At 64.7% G+C, this 18,672-nt stretch carries 12 protein-coding genes; 2 read left to right on the top strand and 10 right to left on the bottom strand.

Annotated elements, in window-relative coordinates; translation table 11 throughout:
- Positions 1 to 61: 61 nt before the first annotated feature.
- Positions 62 to 721, bottom strand: coding sequence for an adenosylcobinamide amidohydrolase (locus JJJ17_RS03430; RefSeq protein WP_200683789.1), 660 nt, complete (start codon positions 719 to 721; stop codon positions 62 to 64).
- Positions 722 to 830: 109 nt separating this feature from the next.
- On the opposite strand from JJJ17_RS03430, the gene JJJ17_RS03425 reads away from it, so the two are divergent.
- A complete protein-coding gene (locus JJJ17_RS03425; RefSeq protein ID WP_200683788.1) occupies positions 831 to 1,523 on the top strand; it encodes a fumarylacetoacetate hydrolase family protein in 693 nt (230 codons plus the stop codon).
- Positions 1,524 to 1,746: 223 nt separating this feature from the next.
- Here the strand turns inward: JJJ17_RS03425 and JJJ17_RS03420 are convergent, their stop codons facing one another.
- Genes JJJ17_RS03420 through JJJ17_RS03410 form a run of 3 tightly spaced genes read right to left on the bottom strand, consistent with a single transcriptional unit; the run spans position 1,747 to position 7,451 of the window.
- Positions 1,747 to 3,111 (bottom strand): efflux transporter outer membrane subunit, encoded by a 1,365-nt coding sequence (locus JJJ17_RS03420; RefSeq protein WP_200683787.1) that lies wholly within the window; start codon positions 3,109 to 3,111, stop codon positions 1,747 to 1,749.
- Positions 3,108 to 6,215 carry an efflux RND transporter permease subunit gene (locus JJJ17_RS03415; RefSeq protein ID WP_200683786.1) on the bottom strand — a complete coding sequence of 1,036 codons (3,108 nt, stop codon included), beginning with the start codon at positions 6,213 to 6,215 and terminating at the stop codon, positions 3,108 to 3,110. The genes JJJ17_RS03420 and JJJ17_RS03415 overlap by 4 nt, the downstream gene beginning before the upstream one ends.
- Positions 6,216 to 6,221: 6 nt before the next feature.
- Complete coding sequence (locus JJJ17_RS03410) at positions 6,222 to 7,451, bottom strand: efflux RND transporter periplasmic adaptor subunit (RefSeq protein ID WP_200683784.1); 1,230 nt, start codon at positions 7,449 to 7,451, stop codon at positions 6,222 to 6,224.
- 117 nt (positions 7,452 to 7,568) lie between these two features.
- On the opposite strand from JJJ17_RS03410, the gene JJJ17_RS03405 reads away from it, so the two are divergent.
- Positions 7,569 to 8,159: a TetR/AcrR family transcriptional regulator gene (locus JJJ17_RS03405; protein ID WP_200683782.1), complete on the top strand. Its 591-nt coding sequence runs from the start codon at positions 7,569 to 7,571 to the stop codon at positions 8,157 to 8,159.
- A gap of 13 nt (positions 8,160 to 8,172) precedes the next feature.
- Here JJJ17_RS03405 and JJJ17_RS03400 read toward each other — a convergent pair whose 3' ends face one another.
- From JJJ17_RS03400 to tssK, 6 genes are read right to left on the bottom strand one after another with little or no spacing between them, the layout of a single operon-like run.
- Positions 8,173 to 10,308, bottom strand: a complete 2,136-nt coding sequence (locus tag JJJ17_RS03400) for a serine/threonine-protein kinase (RefSeq protein ID WP_200683780.1) — start codon at positions 10,306 to 10,308, stop codon at positions 8,173 to 8,175.
- Positions 10,309 to 10,312: 4 nt separating this feature from the next.
- On the bottom strand, positions 10,313 to 11,107 hold the full coding sequence (locus tag JJJ17_RS03395; protein ID WP_200683778.1) for a PP2C family protein-serine/threonine phosphatase: 795 nt from the start codon (positions 11,105 to 11,107) through the stop codon (positions 10,313 to 10,315).
- Positions 11,104 to 11,835 (bottom strand): type VI secretion system-associated protein TagF, encoded by a 732-nt coding sequence (tagF, locus tag JJJ17_RS03390; protein WP_200683776.1) that lies wholly within the window; start codon positions 11,833 to 11,835, stop codon positions 11,104 to 11,106. The genes JJJ17_RS03395 and tagF overlap by 4 nt, the downstream gene beginning before the upstream one ends.
- Positions 11,814 to 15,446: a type VI secretion system membrane subunit TssM gene (gene tssM / locus JJJ17_RS03385; protein WP_200683775.1), complete on the bottom strand. Its 3,633-nt coding sequence runs from the start codon at positions 15,444 to 15,446 to the stop codon at positions 11,814 to 11,816. The genes tagF and tssM overlap by 22 nt, the downstream gene beginning before the upstream one ends.
- Entirely contained in the window at positions 15,443 to 17,284 is a 1,842-nt protein-coding gene (gene icmH / locus JJJ17_RS03380) for a type IVB secretion system protein IcmH/DotU (RefSeq protein WP_200683773.1), read from the bottom strand. The genes tssM and icmH overlap by 4 nt, the downstream gene beginning before the upstream one ends.
- Positions 17,284 to 18,618 carry a type VI secretion system baseplate subunit TssK gene (gene tssK, locus JJJ17_RS03375; RefSeq protein ID WP_200683771.1) on the bottom strand — a complete coding sequence of 445 codons (1,335 nt, stop codon included), beginning with the start codon at positions 18,616 to 18,618 and terminating at the stop codon, positions 17,284 to 17,286. The genes icmH and tssK overlap by 1 nt, the downstream gene beginning before the upstream one ends.
- Positions 18,619 to 18,672 lie beyond the last annotated feature (54 nt).

The raw sequence follows: 18,672 nt of genomic DNA, 5'->3' as shown, positions 1-18,672 counted from the left end.
TCTGACGACGACCTCTCCTCACGAGCAGCGTTGCGGCCCCCTTTCGGGGGTCGCTTCGTATTCAGGGGCGCTGCGGATCACCCGGCAGGCTGTTGCCATGGGTCGAAATCCAGTCGCGCGCACCTGCCAGAACCGCCTGATAGACCGCGCGCCCGATGGCTTCGCCCAGTTCAGTATGCATCCCGACATGATCCATCGCCCCCGCCGCGCAGGCCAGCGCGATGCAATCCGTCCCGGTTCCCGTCGCAGCACCCGAGGGCAGGTTTAGCCCGGCATCGATCACCGCCGCCGTGCGAGCCGAGGCGATCAGGGTCATCGCCTCGATCATCGCGGGCCGGGACAGCCCGGCCTCTGCCAGCAGCAGGATATTGATGGTGCCGTAGCTGCCATTGCCTTGCGGCCTGCGGCGGTGGCCGATCCGTTCGGCATTCCCCAGACCGACCGTCGCGAGGCAACTGACCAAACCCGCCTCGGCACGGCGATGGTGCTGCAACCCGCGTGAGGTCAGCATGACCACATCATCGGCATATCCTGCCTGCCTCACCTGACCCGACAGCCAGTCCTGCACATCGACGCCCGGTCCCAGATCGGCGTCGCGCACCTGCCGGATGGCGATGCGGCGGGCGGTGACGAAGCCGGGGCGCCAGGGTGCAAAGGACAGGATCTGCCGGGGCTGGCCCAGATCGGCGCTTAGCCAGACACCCTTGCAGTTGACCCGCATTCCCTGCCCTTTCCTCGCTTCGCCGCTGGCGGTCGCCAGAGTGCGGGCTTATCGTCACCATGGGCGGCGCGTCAGCGCAAGGCCGCCCGGATAATCGGAGACTGATGCCATGACTGCCGAATTCGTTCTGACCCCGCCTGCTTTGCCGTCCCTGCCGATCCTTGGGGACAGCCGCCGCTTTCCGGTGCGCCGGATTTATTGCGTGGGGCGCAACTATGCCGATCATGCGCGTGAGATGGGGCATGACCCGGATCGCGAGCCGCCTTTCTTCTTCTCGAAACCCGCCGATGCGCTGCTGACCGACGGGGCCGATCTGCCCTATCCACCGCAGACGCAGGATCTGCATTTCGAGGCGGAACTGGTGGTGGCGCTGAAAAGCGGTGGCACGGATATTGCCGCAGAGGCGGCGGCGGGGATGATCTGGGGCTATGCGGCGGGGAACGACTTTACCCGGCGCGATCTGCAGGCGCAGGCGAAGAAGGCAGGGCGGCCTTGGGATTTGGCGAAAGGTTTCGATCTTTCAGCGGCTTGCGGAGCGTTGACGCCGGTTGAGCAGACCGGGCTGCTGGAGCGCGGGGCGATCTCGCTGACCGTCGATGGCGAGGTGCGGCAGGTGGGCGATCTGGCCGAGATGATCTGGCCGGTGGCCGATGTGATTGCCTATCTGTCGGGCTTCGTCGCGCTGCAGCCGGGGGATCTGATCTATACCGGAACGCCTGCGGGGGTTGGGGCCGTTACGCGCGGGCAGACCGTCACCGTGGAGATTGCCGGATTGCAGCCGCTGGTGACCCGGATCGCCTGATCCGGGCCGCGCAACGGGGCGGGCGTTGCAATCGGTATTTTTGCAACGGAGAAATCGCCGATGCGGTTCTCTCCAGCAAATGCTGGGGAAAGGGCTGCACAGCGCGTGCACCAGAGAGGCACAGGATGTGCACCGGGTGTGCACAGCTATCGCACGGTTGGTGTTGCGCGACGGGGTAAGGCGCGCGCGATGCACGCACCTTACGAGGTTTGGGAAAGCCGGGTTAGCGGGTAGCGGTAGAGCCTGCGCCGGTCGCGATCTGCAGGGCGGCCCATTCCTTGGCGGCGGCATTGCGAGCCTCGGCTGCGGACAGGCGCGCGGCGGCGCGTTGGCGGTCAGCGTCGAGAAGGTCCACAAGCGGCAGCGCCCCGGCTTCGAAATTGTCGCGGGCCAGCGCATAGGCGCGGTCGTATGACGAGGCCGCGCTGTCCAGCGTCGAGGCGCGCTGACGATAGCGGCGCAGGTTCGATTGCGCGACCTGCACATCCTCGACCGCCGAGGCGATCTGCGATTTCCATGCAATCTCGGCCTGACGCGCTTCGGACAGACGGCGATTGCGGGTCGCCTGCAACGCGCCCTGATTGAGAACCGGCAGCGACAGGCCGGGGCCAAAGCCCCAGGTCGTCGAACCGCCGCGATCCGTGACCGTGCCGGTCAGCGAGATCGCCGGCAGAAGATCCGCCGTCGCCACACCAACCCCGGCCAGAGCCGCCGCGTAGTCGCTTTGCGAGGCGCGAATGTCCGGGCGGCTGCGCAGAAGATCGGCAGGAACGCCGGTTCCCGGTCCCGGCGGCGTCCGCAACTGGGCCGAGCCGCCGCGCATCTGCCGCATCAGCGGTTCCGCCTGCAGGTTCAGCAGCGTCGAGAGGCGATAGACCTGCGCGTTAAACTGCGCCTCGTAATTCGGCAAATCGGCGCGGGCTGTGGCCAGCAAAGCCTCGGTCTGGGCGGTGTCGTATTCGGTGGCAAGGCCCAGCGATTCCATGTTGCGGGTCACGCCCAGCGTACCTTCGCGGGCGCTGATCGTCTCACGCGTCAAAGCCAGTGCCTGCTGATAAAAGCGGGCATTGGCATAGGTCGAGATCACCTCGGCCAGCCATGCCAGCCGGACGGTCTGCGCCTCAGCCTCGGCAGAGGCATGGGCTGCCGCCGCCTGTTCACGACCGCGCCGCGCGCCGCCGAAAAGGTCGAAGACGAAGCTGGCCGAAAGGTTCGCGGTGTTCACGGTCGCGGCGGGGATGCCATCGCCGCCCGACCGCTCGCGTCCCGCACTGTTGGTGCCGCCGACTTGCGAACCAAGCACGCCCGCCGCCTGCATATCCGCCGCCGCAGCCCGGATCCGCTCGTTCGCGGCCATGATGTCGAAACTTTGCCCCATCCCCTGCTGAATCAGCCGGTTCAGGGTGGCGTCGCTATAGCCGGACCAGAAGGCGGTCGAGGTACTGGTGGCGGTGCCTTGGCCTTCCTCGAATCCCGCCTGCAGATTGGGCGTCGGCAGGTCGGTCGGGTCCGGCCCGACCGCCGCGCAGGCGGACAGAGCCAGCAGCGAGACGAGAAGGCCGCGGCGTCCGAAACGGGTAGAGATCATGAGGTTTTTCCCTTTCTTGACAGCATCTTCACGCCTTCCAGAACCGCCACATAGAAGACCGGCACCAGAAAGATCCCGATGACTGCGGATGAGATCATGCCGCCGACAACGCCGATCCCGATCGAGTTCTGCGCCCCTGCCCCCGCACCGCTGGCAAGCGCCAGCGGCAGCACGCCCATAATGAAGGCGAAGGTGGTCATCAGGATCGGGCGCAGACGCATCCGCGACGCCTCGATCGCAGCATCGATAAGCGTCTTGCCCTGCGCGACCAGCGACTGCGCAAATTCCACGATCAGGATCGCGTTTCGCGCCGCAAGGCCGATGGTGGTTAACAAGCCGACCTTGAAGTAAACGTCGTTCGACTGATCGAAAAGCAGGGCCGCAGCCAGCGCGCCAAGGATGCCGATGGGCACAGTCATCATCACCGCCAGCGGCACGGTCCAGCTTTCGTAAAGCGCGGCGAGGGCGAAGAAGACCACCAGTGCCGAAAGCGCGAACAGCATCGGTGCCTGATTGCCCGACAGTCGTTCCTGATAGGACAGGCCGGTCCATGCGGTGCTGTAACCGCCATCCATATCGGCGACCAGTTCCTCCATCGCCTCCATGGCCGCGCCCGAGGACAGACCCTGCGCCGCCGCCCCGCTGAGTTCCAGCGCACGGGTGCCGCCGTAACGCGCCAGCGCCTGCGGTTCCTGATCCCAGACCTGCGACGAGAAGGCACCAAAGGACACCATCTCGCCCTGATCATTGCGGGCATACCAGCGCTCGATATCTTCGGGTTGGGCGCGGGCAGAGCCTTCGCCCTGCACGACCACCGGGCGCAGTTCATTCCCAAGTGCGAAGTCGTTCACGTCGCGACCGGCGAAGATGATCGACAGCATCGCGTTCACCTCGGAGATCGAGAGGCCATAGGCAGCCGCTTTCTGCTGGTCGATGTCGAGGCGCAGAGAGGTCTCGTAAGGGGCGTCGTTGCCGCGCAGGTTCACGACGCGGCCATCGGTCTGGGTCTTGGCGACCAGTTCGTCCGCCGCCGCCGACAGCGCCTCTTGCCCGCCACCGGACTGATCGACCAGATGCATGGTGAAGCCGGAGGACGCGCCCATCCCCTGAATCGCGGGCGGTTGCAGGAAATAGACCTGACCGGCGCGGTTGTTCAGGAAGAATTCGGTATTGGCACGGGTGACAAGCGAGGCGATGTCATGGCCTTCGCGTTCCTTGTAGTCATGCAGTTTCGCGAAAACCATGGCGGTGTTCTGGCCGACGCCGGTGAAGCTGAAGCCCAGCGCCGCAAAGACCGATTCCACCGTCTCGGATTCGTCGTTCAGCAGGTAGCCTTCGACCCGTTCGACCAGCGCCTGAGTTTGGGCGATGGTCGAGCCTTCTGGCGTCTCCACCATGACCAGCATGACGCCCTGATCCTCGTCCGGCAGGAACGAGCCGGGCAGTTCCTGATACAGCGCATAGGCGCCGAAACCGATGGCGAACAGCACCACAAGCATGCGGAACGGTCTGCGCACGAGGCGCGAGACGGTGCTGGCATAGCCGTTGGTGGCGCGGTCCAGATTGCGGTTGAACCAGCGGGCCGGCGCAATGCCGTCGCCATGTTTGCGCGGCTTCAGCAGGCTGGCGCACATGGCCGGGGTCAGGATGACCGCGACGCCCAGCGACAGCACCATGGCGGTGATGATGGTGATCGAGAATTGTCGGTAGATCACCCCCGTCGCGCCGGTCATGAAGGCCATCGGCAGGAACACCGCCGACAGGACCAGCACGATGCCGACCAGCGCCGAGGTGATCTCGCCCATGCTTTTCTCGGTCGCTTCAAGCGGGCCTAGGCCCTCTTCCTCCATCACCCGCTCGACGTTTTCGACGACGACGATGGCGTCATCGACCAGAAGGCCGATGGCAAGGACCAGCGCGAACATAGTCAGCGTGTTGATGGAAAAGCCCGCAGCCGCCAGCACGCCGAATGTGCCCAGAAGCACGACCGGGATCGCCACGACCGGGATGATCGTCGCACGCCAGCTTTGCAGGAAGCAAAGGATGACCAGAAAGACCAGCCCGACCGCCTCGAAGAGCGCGGTATAGACGTGGTTGATCGATTCCTCGACGAAGGGCGAGGTGTCGTAGGGATAGGCGATCTCGACCCCATCGGGCAGCGAGGGGGCAACACCGGCAAGGACTTCGCGCACCGCCTCGGCGGTTGAGACGGCGTTGGCGCCGGTCGCAAGGTTTACCGCGAAACCAGCAGAGGGTTTGCCGTTATAGCGGGAATCGCCGCCATAGGTTTCCTGACCGATCTCGATCCGGGCGACATCGCCGAGAAACACCGTCGAGCCGTCGGGATCGACGCGCAGCAGGATGCGTTCGAATTCCTCGACAGAGGAAAACTGCGATTGTGCCGACAGCGACATGGTCAGCCGCTGGCCTTCCGGCGCGGGCTGCGCGCCAAGGCTGCCAACGGTGACGTTGGTGTTCTGCTCGGACACGGCGGCGGTGATATCGGCGGGGGTCACCTGATATTGCGCCATCTTCATCGGGTCCATCCAGACCCGCATCGCATAGCCCGCGCCGAAGGAATCGATAGAGCCGACGCCGGGGGTCCGCTTGACCGGGTCTTCGATCATCTGCGACAGAAGATCGCCCAGTTCCAGCGAGGAATAGCTGCCGTCGCTGCTAGTCAAAGCGCCGACCAGCAGGATCGACGAGGTCGAGCGTGACACGTTCACGCCCGATTGCTGCACGATATCGGGAAGCTGCGAGGTGACCAGTTGCAGCTTGTTCTGCACCTGCACCTGCGCAATGTCGGCATCGATGCTGTCATCGAAGGTCAGCGCAATCGAGGCCGAGCCGGGCGACGAATTCGAGGTCATATAGATCAGGCCGTCCAGCCCGGTCATCGCGTCCTCGATCACAGTCGTCACCGAGTTTTCGACGATCTCGGCAGAGGCACCGTTATAGCCCGCGCTGATCCTGACCGTGGTGGGCGCGATCTGCGGATACTGCTCGACCGCAAGGCTTTGCAGGCCAAGGCCGCCGACCAGCATGGTCACGAAAGCCAGCACCCATGCGAAGACGGGGCGATGAATGAAGAAATTTGCCATCTGCCGTTACTCCGCCGCCGGAGCGGCTTCGCCCGCCTGATCTGCATCCGCCGGGCTGTCATCCGCTGCGCCTTCGGTCGCTTCGCCTTCGGGTGCGGCATCGCGGACGACGCCGTCATCATCGAAGCTGACCGGGACCGCGACCACCTCGGCGCCTTCGGTCAGGCCGGTGCGGCCATCGACGACCAGCATATCGCCCGGCTCGACGCCTTCGGTGATGATCCAGCTATTCTGATAGGTGCCGTCATCGACCAGTTCGCGTTGCACGGCCTTGCCGTCCTCGACCACCCAAGCCGACAGCTTGCCGGTGCGGTCGCGCGATGCCGCCGATTGCGACACCAGAACAGCCTTGGTCGTCCCCAGCTCAACCTGACCGCGCACGAACATGCCTGGCAGCAGCAGGTTGTCGGGATTGTCGAAACGGAAGCGGATGTCGATTGCGCCGGTCGAGGTCGAGACGGTGAAGCCGGGGGCCAGCAATTCGCCGGTCGCGCGATAGGTCTCGCCCGTTTCCAGCATCAGCGTGGCGCGCAGGCTGTCGGTCACCTGAAGCCGCCCGGCGGTGATGTCGTTGAACACCGCCAGCATCCGGACCGAGGGCTCGTACATATCGACCTCGATCGGGTCCAGACGGATGACGGTTGCCAGATGGTCCGCCTGCCCCGCCGTCACCAGATCGCCGACCGAGACTTCGGCCACGCTTGCCATCCCGTCAATCGGGCTGGTCACCGTCGCCCAGTCCAGCTCTGCCTGCGCCAGTTTCAACGCCGCTTCGGCCCGCTGAACCGAGGCCTGCGCCTGTTCCATCGTCGCCCGCGCGGTTTCCACCTGCGCCTGCGTGGTGCCGGAACCCAGCAATTGTTCGGTCCGCTGATTGGCCGATTGCGACTGCGCCAGCGATGCCTTGGCCGAGGCAACGTCGGCCTGGGCGCTGGAAAGGTTCGCCTCGTAGGTGGTCGGATCGATCTGGAACATCGGATCGCCCGCCTTCAGCGGCCTGCCCGGATCGTAGAGAATTTCGGTGATGATGCCGCCGACCCGAGGCCGGATCGCGGCTTGCGCGCTGGACACCGCGCGGCCCGGCAGCGTGGCGACACGCGGCACGTCCTGCGACTGTAATTCGACGACGCCGACCTGTTTCGGCGGCATCTGTCCAGCCTCCTGCGCCAGACCGGGCGCGGCGAGTGCCAGAAGCCCCGCAAAACCAAGGCTTACCGGAAAACGAAGGTTGGGCATTCTGAAATCCTTTGCATGGAATCGCGCCGCAGGATGCGGTCTGGTAACATGCAAATTGCACACAAATGCATAGTGTGCAATATTTGCCTTACGTGAATTTCGGGGGAGAATCGAAAAATGGCCGAAACCTCAACGCTTCGTGATCGACGCCGTCATCAGACCGAGCGTGAAATCCAGCGCGCCGCCGTGTCTTTGGCGATTGAGCAGGGCTATTGCGCGTTGACGACCGACCTGATCGCGACGCGGGCGGGGATCAGTCTGCGCACCTTTTTCAACTACTACCCCAACAAGGATGCCGCTTTGGTCGGTCCGTTCACCCCGATCAGCGAAGAATCGAAACAGTTGTTCCGCGAGGCCACGGGGACGCTGATCGATGATCTGTTCGACGTTGTGGCGCGACAGCTTGCCGCTAAAAGCCTTGACCGAGAGCTGATCAGCATGATCGGCGAGTTGCTGGAAACCTCGCCGGAATTGCTGGCGATTTACCATGCGCCGCTGGAAAAGGTTCACAATGATCTGGTGGCTTTGGCGCAGGAACGCGCGCCGTCCGAGGACCTGCATGCGTTGCATCTGCTGGCCCATACGGTGACCTATGCGGTCTCGACGGCGTTTCATCGCTGGGCGACCGATGATGCGATGACGCAGGATCAGTTGGTCGTTCAGGCGCGCAGTTACGTGGACCGGCTGGGCCTGCTGCTGAAATCCTGAGCCTTGAGCGTGCCTAGTCCGAGGCCGGTTCTGTTGCTGTGGCCGAGAAGGTCATGAAATCCACGCCGGGGCTTTCGGCATTGGCGTTCAGTTCCTCCAGAACGCGGGGCAGCAGATCCGAGGCCGCAGCGCCTGACGGGGCGGCGGTGACGCTGGCAAGCGGTCCGGCCGAGGTCAGCGCCACCAGCAGATAACCTGCATCCGCCGGATCGCCGCCCTCACCCTGAATCGAGACGCCGAAGCGGCGCGGGCCAGCGCCCTCGCCCTGCAACTGACCGGTCAGATCATAGACACCACCGGCGGGGGATACGAGAAACAGCCACAGATTGCGGTCGGTGCCGCCGGACGTGACCGAACCCTGAAGCTGGAAAGCGCCCTGCCCGGTCGTGACATTTGCCGTCAGCGTCGGCGGAGTAGCAGGACGGCCCGCGACCTCACGCAGGAAATCGACCACTGCACATTGCGGATCGCCGGCGGCGTTAGAGATGACGGCAGGGCGGGTGCCGAAATTGCGGTCATAGGTATCGATCAGGGGCGTCGCATCGAAGGTGCCATTCGCCAGAACCGCGATCTGCCCGGCATTCGGGCCATGATTCAGCCGGGTGGCGAAGGTGCAGGACGGCATCGGCTGATCGGCCAGAAACCCCTCTCGCGTCGAGATGTCGCGCGGGACCATGGTGGTGGTCTGCTGAACCGGGACTTCCTCATCCGGGGGTGGCGCGTCGGTGTCACGGAAGAGGCCGGGCAGCGCCCAGACCGCGATGCCGCCCGCAAGCAGCAGCGCGGCAAGCCCGCCGAAGATCAGGCCCTTGCGGGATTTCGGCTCTGGCGCGGGTTCGGCCAGAGGCAATTCGGCAGGGTTTGCAAGAAGCGATGCGAAAGGGCTGTGCGAGGCCGCGTTATCCGACAGGTCCGCGCCGGTCAGGCTGCCGGGAGGCAACGAGACGCGGGCAGACAGCGACGTATCGGTGGTCGCCCCGCTTTCGGTCGCGGTGCCGGGCGTGGCGCGGGTTTCCCAAAGCGGCAGGCGGTATTGTGCGGGCAGTTGCAGCGGATCGTTCACGATGCGCAAGACGGCGGCCATATCCTGCGGGCGCCGCGACGGATCGGGTTCCAGCATATGCTGCAACAGCGGGAACAGCCGGTGCGACACGCCGTCCAGAGGCGGGATCGCCAGCCGCGCCGCAGAGGCGGAAACCACGCTGTCGCCCATGTCCAGCGGCTTGCCCAACGCGACCATGGCAATCAGCAGACCCAGACCGTAAACGTCGGTCCATGGCCCTATCGTGCCTTCCCAATGGCCAAGTTGCTCGGGCGCGATATATTTGAACTTGCCCGCGAAACGCCCGGCCAGCCCGTCGCCAAGCTCGGTCGAGCGGGCGATGCCGAAATCAATCAGCACCGCTTCGTCGATGCGGTCGTCGCGCAGGATCACGTTATCGGGGGACAGATCGCGGTGGGTGACGCCGCGTTTGTGCGCGCGGCCAAGACCAATCGCCAGCCGCTTGATCAGCGAGATCACCAGATCCTCGGGCAGCGGCCCGTCTTCCTTGATCCGGGTGCCCAGATGCCGACCCTCGACGAACTCCATGATCAGGCAATAGCGTTGCAGCCCGCCGTCGAGGATGAAGTTGTGATAGCGGACGATGGCATCGTCGCGAAGCTGGACCAGCACCCGCGCCTCGCGCCGGAACAGGTCCAGCACCGATTCGTCGTTGGCCAGATTGGCAAGGATCACCTTCACCGCGACCGGATCGCCGGTGAAGACGTTCTCTGCGCGGTAAACCTCACCCATGCCACCCGCAAGGATCAGCTCGATAATGCGGTAGTTGTTGTTGATCAGCGTGCCAGGCTCGACCAGCCGAACCGAGCCTTGCGCGGCGCCGATGGTGTCCGAAATGACGGTCGCCTCGGTCGGCGGCGCGGCAGCGGGTGTTACGTCTGCATCGGACGCGATGACGGTGCGGTCCGCAGGGGGCGGTGCAGCCTCGTCGGGGTCCGAGAAGACCGTGCGGTCGGCCACTTCCGGCTGTTCTTCGGCTTCGGCTTCCGGTTCGGGCGCGTCGGGCGGCGTGGGGTCGGCGGCGTCGGGGGGCAAGACCTCCTTCGGTTCGTCGTCTTCGGGTCCGGATTTCGGGTCGGACGTCATCTCATCACTCTTTCCCGAACTCTCCGGCGAAGGTCTTGGTCATTTCGGTATCGCCAGAGGGCACCGCCTCGCAATCCACCACGATCACGCTGACATTGTCGCGCGCGCCGCGTTCCAGCGTGTCGTGCAGCAGGTTTTCGGCCAGCAATTCGGCGGGAACCTCGCTACCAAGCGCCTTTGCCAGATCGGCATCGCCCAGATGCTCGGTCAGCCCGTCCGAACAGATCAGCAGCCGGTCGCCAGAGCGCAGGGCACCGCTGACCAGTTCGGGACGCACATCGGCGCCAATGCCGATGGCGCGGGTGATGACATTGCGGCGGGGGGAATTGCGGGCCTCATCCTCGGTGATCGTCCCGGCGGCGACCATCTGCGCCACCTCGCTGTGATCGCGGGTCAGCGGCGTCAGCACGCCTTCGCGCCACAGATAGATGCGGCTGTCGCCCGCCCAGATGCAGGTCAGTTCGCTGCCATGGATCAAAAGCGCCGCAACCGTTGCGCCCACGGTGCGCTGCCCCTGCTCGGCGGCATAGGCGGCGATGCGGTGATGGGCGCGGTCCAGCCGTTCCAACACACGGGCGCGCTGATCCTGCGCGCTGACCGGGACGCCAAGCGAGGCCAGTTCCTCGACGATGATGCTGCTGGCGATGTCGCCCGCCGCATGACCGCCCATACCGTCGGCCACCGCCCAGATGCCCAGATCGGGCAGTGCCGCCACGCTGTCTTCGTTATGCGTGCGGACGCGGCCCGTATCGGTGCGGGCGCCGGTGCGGAAAGTGAACAGGGCCTCGTCGTCGGTCATGCACTTCCTCCTGTGGATCCGGCGGCGACCGGGTCATTCTGCGGCGCGGGTTCTGGCTGGGCCACACCACCCGCGAAAAGCCAGCCAAGTTCGGACGGGCCGGGCATGCCGTGACAGGCAAGCAGCCCCGTTCCCGCGCCCTCATTCGCGGTGAACCACCAATAGCTGCGCCAGGCGCTGGCATGGGCGTGATCGGCGGCACCCAGACCGGCCAGCAGATCCTGCGGCGTCATCGAGGGGTTCAGCGCCCAGAAGGTCGGCCAGTTCGGCTGCGGCTGATCGACCGGCTTTGGCAGCACGTTCTGCAACCGCTCTGCCGCGTCGCGCGGCTCGAACCGGGGGCTGTTCAGATAATCGTTCAGCGCCTGCCCGGCCATCGCATAGAAATCCTGCGACGGGTCCGCGATTGGCGCGGGGCCGCCGACCTGAAGGATCAGCAGCGGAAAGCGCCGACCCGCCCGGTCACGCGACGGCGACCAGACGCCGCGCAAGGGAAATCCACCAGCCAGCGCCCCGCCGATCCAGAAAGCGAATTGCGGCGTGCGGTCGAAATGCGGCTGCCAGTCCTCGCCGACCGAGGCGCGCCACGCGCCAAGGCTTTGCTGCAACCAGTCGCCAAGCGGCTGAAGCGCGTCATCGACGACGCCCGCCGCAATGAAATCCCCGAATGCGGGGTGCTTGCCGTATAGGCCGGTCACGCCGAGGCTCAATCGATGCTCTGCGGGCATTGGAATTCCCTCAGTTCGGGCATGCTGAACGGATTGACCACCGCGTTGATGGTGAAATCATAGGTGATATTGCGGCCACCGATGACGAAGGTTGCGCGCAACGTCTCGCCGCGCTGATCGCGATACTGGGCCTTGTCCAGCAGTTGCATGAAGCTCCACGGGCTGTTTTCCGCAACCACCGCCGAGACGCGGTCAAGCGTCGGTGTCAGCATAATCATGCTGGAACGTCCGGTGCCGGGCCAGACAACCGTGCTGGCCAGCGATCCGGTGACCGAGCGGACTTCGCTGCCATTGATGATCAGTTGCGCCATTTCCACCGTCGGATGGGCATCGATCTGCGAGACCGAGATCTCGACCGAGGGTTGTTCGCCCCCGCCTGCGAAGAAGGCGCGGCGGATTTTCTCGGCCCGCTCGAACTGCTTCAGGGTGGCGTCGGACATGCGCGAGGTGATCTCCATATCCTCGCGCCATTTCAGCCCACCATCGTTAGAACGCTCGACATAGGGTTCCAGATATTCGGTGAAGTAACGGTCCATCTCACCCCCGGTGCCGAAGAACCGGGCGAAGGCGTCGATCGACAGGCTGCGGTCCGAATTGGCGAAGGGGTAAGAGGTGACGATGCTTTCGCGGCAGGTGAAGGTGATCCGGTCGGCCAGCGCCCGGTTCATCTCTTCTATGCTGGCATCCGAGGCCCCGGCGCGGAAATCACCCTCCGCCTTGTTCACCATCGTCGCCAGTTGTTCGGGCAATTGCGAATTATACTGCGTCAGGGTGTTCAGCAGCGATGGCAGCGCCGCCGCAAGTTGTTCGGGGTTGTGAACGCCCAGCCGCAGCGCTTCCCAGACCGCGCCCATATTGCCCAGAAGCGTGTCGATGGGCCGCTGGCCGGGATCGCCCTCCATCAGCACTTGCCACCCTTGGAACGTGTCCGAAATGGCGTCGATGGGGGCGGTGATGCTGTTGGCAGCCCCGCCTCCGCCTGCGCCGCCGGGGATGGCACTGCCCGCCTGTTGCTGCGCTGCATCCAGTAGAATCCGCTGTACGCCCGAGGACCGCGATTCGATCCGCTGCATCAAGGCATTGCCGATGGCACCTGCGGCGCCCCCGCCTTCCCCCCGCCCTTCTTCCTGCTGCGGCGCGGGTTCTTCCAAACCTTGCAACTGCTTGTATTCACGCGACAGGTTGGTTTCGGTCGCAACCGCACTCACCAGCTTCAGGATCGGAGAGTTCGAGGCCGAGGCAGCGCTGCCCAGAACCGCATATTGCGGCTTGTCCGCGACCATCGAGGCAAGGGTGAGGTTGTCCAGAACCCCCTCCCACGCGCCGACGAATTCGATGCGATAGCGTTCCAGAAGATCGCGGTCCAGCCGGGCAAGACGGCCCTCGATTTCGTTGCTGCTGGCCAGATCGCCCAACACCCACTGATCGCGGCGAAGCTCTTCTTCGACGGCATCAAGCTGATCGTAGAAATAGCCCCAGAAGCCCTCATAGGTATAAAGCGCCGGGATCGTCACCGTGGTCAGTTCGGTCCCGTCGCGCGATGCAAACACCTGCACGGCGGCGTTGCCGCCCACGGCGTCGGACAGTTTCCACTCTTTCAGAGAGGTCGAGGCCACCCCGTCGAGGATGATCGCATAGGCCTGTTCGTCCAGCGGAAGCTGCGCAATCGCGGCGCGGGCGCGTTCGACGGTGGCCTGATCCAGATCGACCAGCAATTCGCGGCGGTCATCCAGTTTCAGCATCGCCTCAAGATGGCGCTTGGCGTGGTCGATCAGATCCAGCCCCGGCAGCCCCTGATATTCCTGCCGCCAGATTTGTTCGAACCACGCGATGATCGCCGGATCGTCGGTGGTCTCGCCCTGTTTACCAAGCAGCAGATAGACTTTCAGCGCCCGATAGATCTGGGTCATGTCGCCAGAGGCGATGATCTGCGGGAAGCGCTGTTCAAGGTCGAGGATCAGCCGTGGGCGCAGCATCCGCTCCAGCGATTCGGCGTAGCTTTCGGTCGCCACGCGGTTCAGCCGGTCGCGCTGACCAAGGCCCAGACCTTCCCAGAAGCTGGCCTCTTCGCTGTCGCCATAGCCAGCCGGAACGGTGGCGATGTCGTTCAGCAGCGGAATGATCGGTTGCAGGTCGGTATTGTCCACCACCTCGCGGGTCAGTTCCGGCAAGGCGTCGCGCATATAGGCCGCCGATTCTGCCTCGGCCGTGCGGACCAGTTGCAGGTTCTTCCAATAGCTGTAGCTAAAGGCCGCGATGCTGCCCAAGGTCAGCGCCGCGATGGCGATCAACGCGGCGGTGCGGATGGCAAAGGCGCGGCGCACGGCCTTCTGGTCAAAGGACACCCACCCCTGTTCGGGAAAGATCACGCTGCGCAGCAGGTCGTGGATGAAGAAGCTTTTGCCCCGGCCCGACATGAAGCCGGAATGGAAGCCACCGACCGCGCCGGGCTGGTTCATCGCGCCCAGCACCTGATCGACCGGCGTGCCCTCTTGCGTGCCCGAGGTGAAATAGAACCCGCGCAGGATGGCGTTGGTTTTGTAGCGTGTCGGCTCGAACACCTTGCGCAGGAAGCTGCCCACATTGTCGCGCAACAGCGCCATCTGCCCCGGCAGACCAAAGATCGCGATACGGGCAACGCCGTCGGGTTCTTCGGACAGCCGGTCGATGATCTCATCCGAAAGACGCGAGACGATGCGGTCGAATTCGGCCGGGACCGCCTCGTGGGTGATGGCCTTGCGGTCCTTGGTCTGGAAGGTCGTCCCCCAGACCAGCTTGCGGCGGTTGAGGCTGAAGCTGGCGAAATATTCGCGGAAACCGGCGATCAGGTCGGCCTTGGTGAACATGACATAGACCGGGAAATCGATCTTCAACTGTTCATGCAGTTCGGCCAGACGGGCGCGGACGGTTTCGGCATGTCGGGTCAGAGTGGCGCTGTCGCCCTTCATCATGTCCTCGACCGAGAAGGACAGGATCACGCCATTGATCGGGCGGTTCGGGCGGGTGCGTTTCAGAAGGCCAAGGAAGGCGTCCCAGCTTGCCTTGTCGGCCACGGAATCGCTGTCCTGCGTGGTATAGCGGCCCGCCGTATCGATCAGGACCGCATCCTCGGCGAACCAGAAATCCATGTTCCGCGTGCCGCCGAAGCCCGCCACCGAATTGTTATGCGCCAGCGGGAAATCAAGGCCGGAATTGGCCAAGGCGGTCGTCTTGCCCGCGCCGGGGGGGCCGATGATGACATACCACGGCAGATCATAAAGCGAGGCCGCGCCGCCCGATTTCTTCAGGACGCCAAGCGCTTCCTGCATCTTCTCGGCCAGAACCTTGCCGTCGCCTTCGGGCTCAAGCGGGATCAGCGCCGCTTCGATCGCCCGCGCCGCGCGGACGCGCCTGCGCCAACGGATAAACACGATCAGCGAGAACAGGATCAGGATGGTGGCGATGATGATGACGCGCCACTTGATCGTGGTCAGCGGCTCCCAGCCGGTCATCGGCGCACCGTACCAGATCGCAAGGCAGAGAAGCAGCAGACCCAGCAGCGTCACCGTCCAGCGCCACCATGCATTGTCGCGCCAGCGCGGGCGGCGGATGTTCAGGCCGAACAGTCTCAATTCTGCGTCTCCGTCTCGGGCGTTTCTGCCGCAGGATCGGCAGGCGCTTCGGCATTTTCTGCCGGGGCGGTGTCATAGGTGCCTTCGCGCGCCAGCATGATTTCGACCCGGCGGTTGGCGGACTGGCCCTCAGAGGTGGCGTTGTCGCCGACCGGCTCATCCTCGCCACGGCCCACCATCTCGACGCGGGACTGATCGCTGAGAAGCGGTGTCAGCACGGCGGCGACGCCTTCGGCGCGGGCCTGCGAAAGCTGGTAATTGTCCTTATACTGACCGCGCCCGGTCAGGGGCACGTTGTCGGTATGGCCTTCGATAACGATCGGGCCACCCTCGCTGTTCAGCACCTCGGCGATGCGGGCGGCAAGGGCTGCAAAGCCCTCTTTCACCTGAACCGAACCGGTGTCGAAGAGTTGCAGGTTACCGACGCGAATGGCGATGAAATCGCCCTTCGCCTCGACGCCGACGCTGCCTGCCTCGATTTCACCGGCGAAGGCTTCGCGGATACGGTCAAGCTGCGGGACTTCGGCGACATAGGCCGGGCCCGGATTGGTGCGGTCGATCTGGATCGCGGGGGCGGCAAGGTGGATGCCGCGCATCGATTCGGCAGCCTCGGCACCGCCACGGTTGATCATCGTGGCGAAGACGGCAAAGACGCCGACCACAGCGGCAAGGCAGACGCCCAGCACCGCAGGCAGCGGGATCGCCCCAAAACGGCGGCCACGGTCCTGCACAACCGGCGTCCACATGACCGAGATATCCTCATCGGGGCGCGGATGCACACGGCGCAGGCTTTCATAGATGGCGCTGCGGATACGGGCCAGTTCGGCGGCCCCGTTCGGCATGGTGCGAAACTGGCCTTCAAAGCCCAGCGACAGGCAGACCAGCATCAGCTCCAGCAGGTTGTAGTTCTGGCCCGGCGCCTGCATCGCCTTTTCGGCTTCCTGAAAGAAGCCGACGCCGGAATCGCGCTTGTGGAAGAACCGCGCGACCATCGAATATTGCTGCCAATTGCCGCGATCACCGCCCGGGAGGTTCTGGACGATATCATCGGCGGTTCCCGACAGCGCATATTTCGCCACCAGAACCTCATGCGGGTTCAGACCGGCGGTCAGGGCGTTACGCTCAAAGCGGTCGATCTCGCGGGTCACATGCTCCATCAGCGGCGCAACCTGCAATTCGACCATACCGGTGCGCAGACGGCCCAGCAGGATCAGCAGGCTGGCGGCGGCGGCAAGCAAAGGGTTGGACGACGACCCCGCGCCCAGTTCGCGCACCTGCAATGCCTCGTGCAGCGGAATGCGCGGGCCTGCGGCGACCGGCGCTTGTGCGGCACGCTGCTGAATATCGGGGAAGAAACCCCGATCAGAGGCGTCGGCGCGGCCGATCTGCCCACCGCCATAGGCGATGGGCGGCGCGGCAGGTGCCTGCGCGGGACGGCCCAGCCATGTCTGGCCGCTTTGTCCATAATTGCCCTGCCCCGGTCCGGGCTGCTGCGGCTGACCGGGATTGCCGAAGGGCGACGCCCCCGGCGCATTGTCACCAAAGGGCGAACCGCCCGGCGCGGGCTGGCCATAGGGCGGATTCTGGAATCCCTGCGTGGGCTGTCCGAAACCGCCGCCACCCGGCGCGGGATTGGGCCTGCCGATCAGCGTGCGGGCATCATCGCCACCGCCCTGCCCCGGCGGCACGGGACGGCCCCATGGGTCCGAAGATCCCGGCTGCTGCGGATTGCCCTGCTGGTTCTGGTTGCCCTGACCCGGCTGACCGAACGGATTGCTGCCCGGCAACGGGCCGCCGAATACGGTCTTGTCCTTGTCGTCGTCGTCCCTGCCAGCCATCAGCCGCGCTCCGGCACTGCCCAAAGTTCAAGTTTCAGATGCGGCCAGTCACCTGCGAAATGCATCCCGATTGCCGGAGCCATCGAGAATTCGCGCCACAGCGGCGAGTTCTTTTCCAGACGGAAATAGACGTTCGAAGACAACACCCTGATCTGCCGCGGCGGGTTCGGCAAATGTTGCAGCGCGATGCCCGGCAGGTTGTTGTTCACGATCTCGGACATGCGGGTGTTCGGGCCAACCTTGCAGAGTTCAGGGAACTGGCTTTGCACCTGCGTCAGCGGCTTAGCGCTTTCCACTTCGATCACGAAGGTTGCATCGCGGAACAGGTTGCGGTCGCGAACCTCGGCCAGATAGGAATTCTGGCGCACTTCGCGCAGCGGCAGACGGATCGCCCGGCCCACATCGCGCGACAGCAGCCGCTGAATATCAGCCACGATCTGCGAGAAGCTGGCTTTCGGATCTTCGTGATCATAGGCCGGATAATCCGGCGCATGGCGGTTGCCGGTATCGAAAGTGGCAAGCTCGCCCGCCAGACCCACCAATTCGCGGTAAAGGATTTCGGGATGGACTGCGAAGGTGCGCGACAGGTGGCGCAACTGGCCAATGTTGCGGTTCAGCGTCAGCAGCATCAGATAGTCTGAAGCCTGCAGCCCCCCGCCAGCCGAAGGATCGGTGGCATAGCGGGCAAGGCTTTCCAGCCGCGCCTCGATCCAGCCGATGACGCGGGTGACGTAGCCCAGAATCTGCGGATGCGCGCCGATGACCAAGGCCGGGGGCGGGAAGGTTTCATCCAGCGTGACGACGCCGTCGCGAATCTCGGTGATGCGGGCAAGGCGCAGGTTCTGATAGCCGGGGCGCGGCGTCTTGCGGATCGCGACTTCCAGACGCGGCACGGCAAGCTCCACCACCTGCTCGGTCCGCATGGACGAGGCTGAATCGCTAACCGTCTCGGTAATGACGCCCCAGCGGGTCGTGGCGCCTTCTTCCTCGTAGGGCGAGGCGTCGCGCATATTGGGTGATGAATCCGGCAGGGTCAGCCAGACGAACTGACCTGCGGCATCGTCCGGCACGGCCACCGGTACCGGCAGCGGGCCGATGCCCGGCGCATCGAAAGGCGTGCCGTCCGGCATGATCCCCGAGACCGAGCGCAGCGCCAGCATCCCCTGCTGTGCCTGATCGCGGTCGATGGTCAGATCGGCCACACCCCAGGGATAGGGGGTGATCAGCCGGGTGCGGGCGTGAACAAGGTGTTCGTGGTAGCGATCGGCCTGTTGCAGATGCTGGGGCTGCATGAACAGCCCTTCTTTCCAGGCGACTTTGCTGAACCATGACATGCGGGCGTAATCCTTCCGCGCTTCAAATCATCTCTCGGGCCAAGCCCCCGACCG

The sequence above is a fragment of the Paracoccus caeni genome (genome assembly GCF_016629665.1).
GTDB classification, from domain to species: Bacteria; Pseudomonadota; Alphaproteobacteria; order Rhodobacterales; family Rhodobacteraceae; genus Paracoccus; species Paracoccus caeni.
Note: the sequence above shows the minus strand (reverse complement) of the source record. Positions and strands in the feature narration are given on the sequence as shown.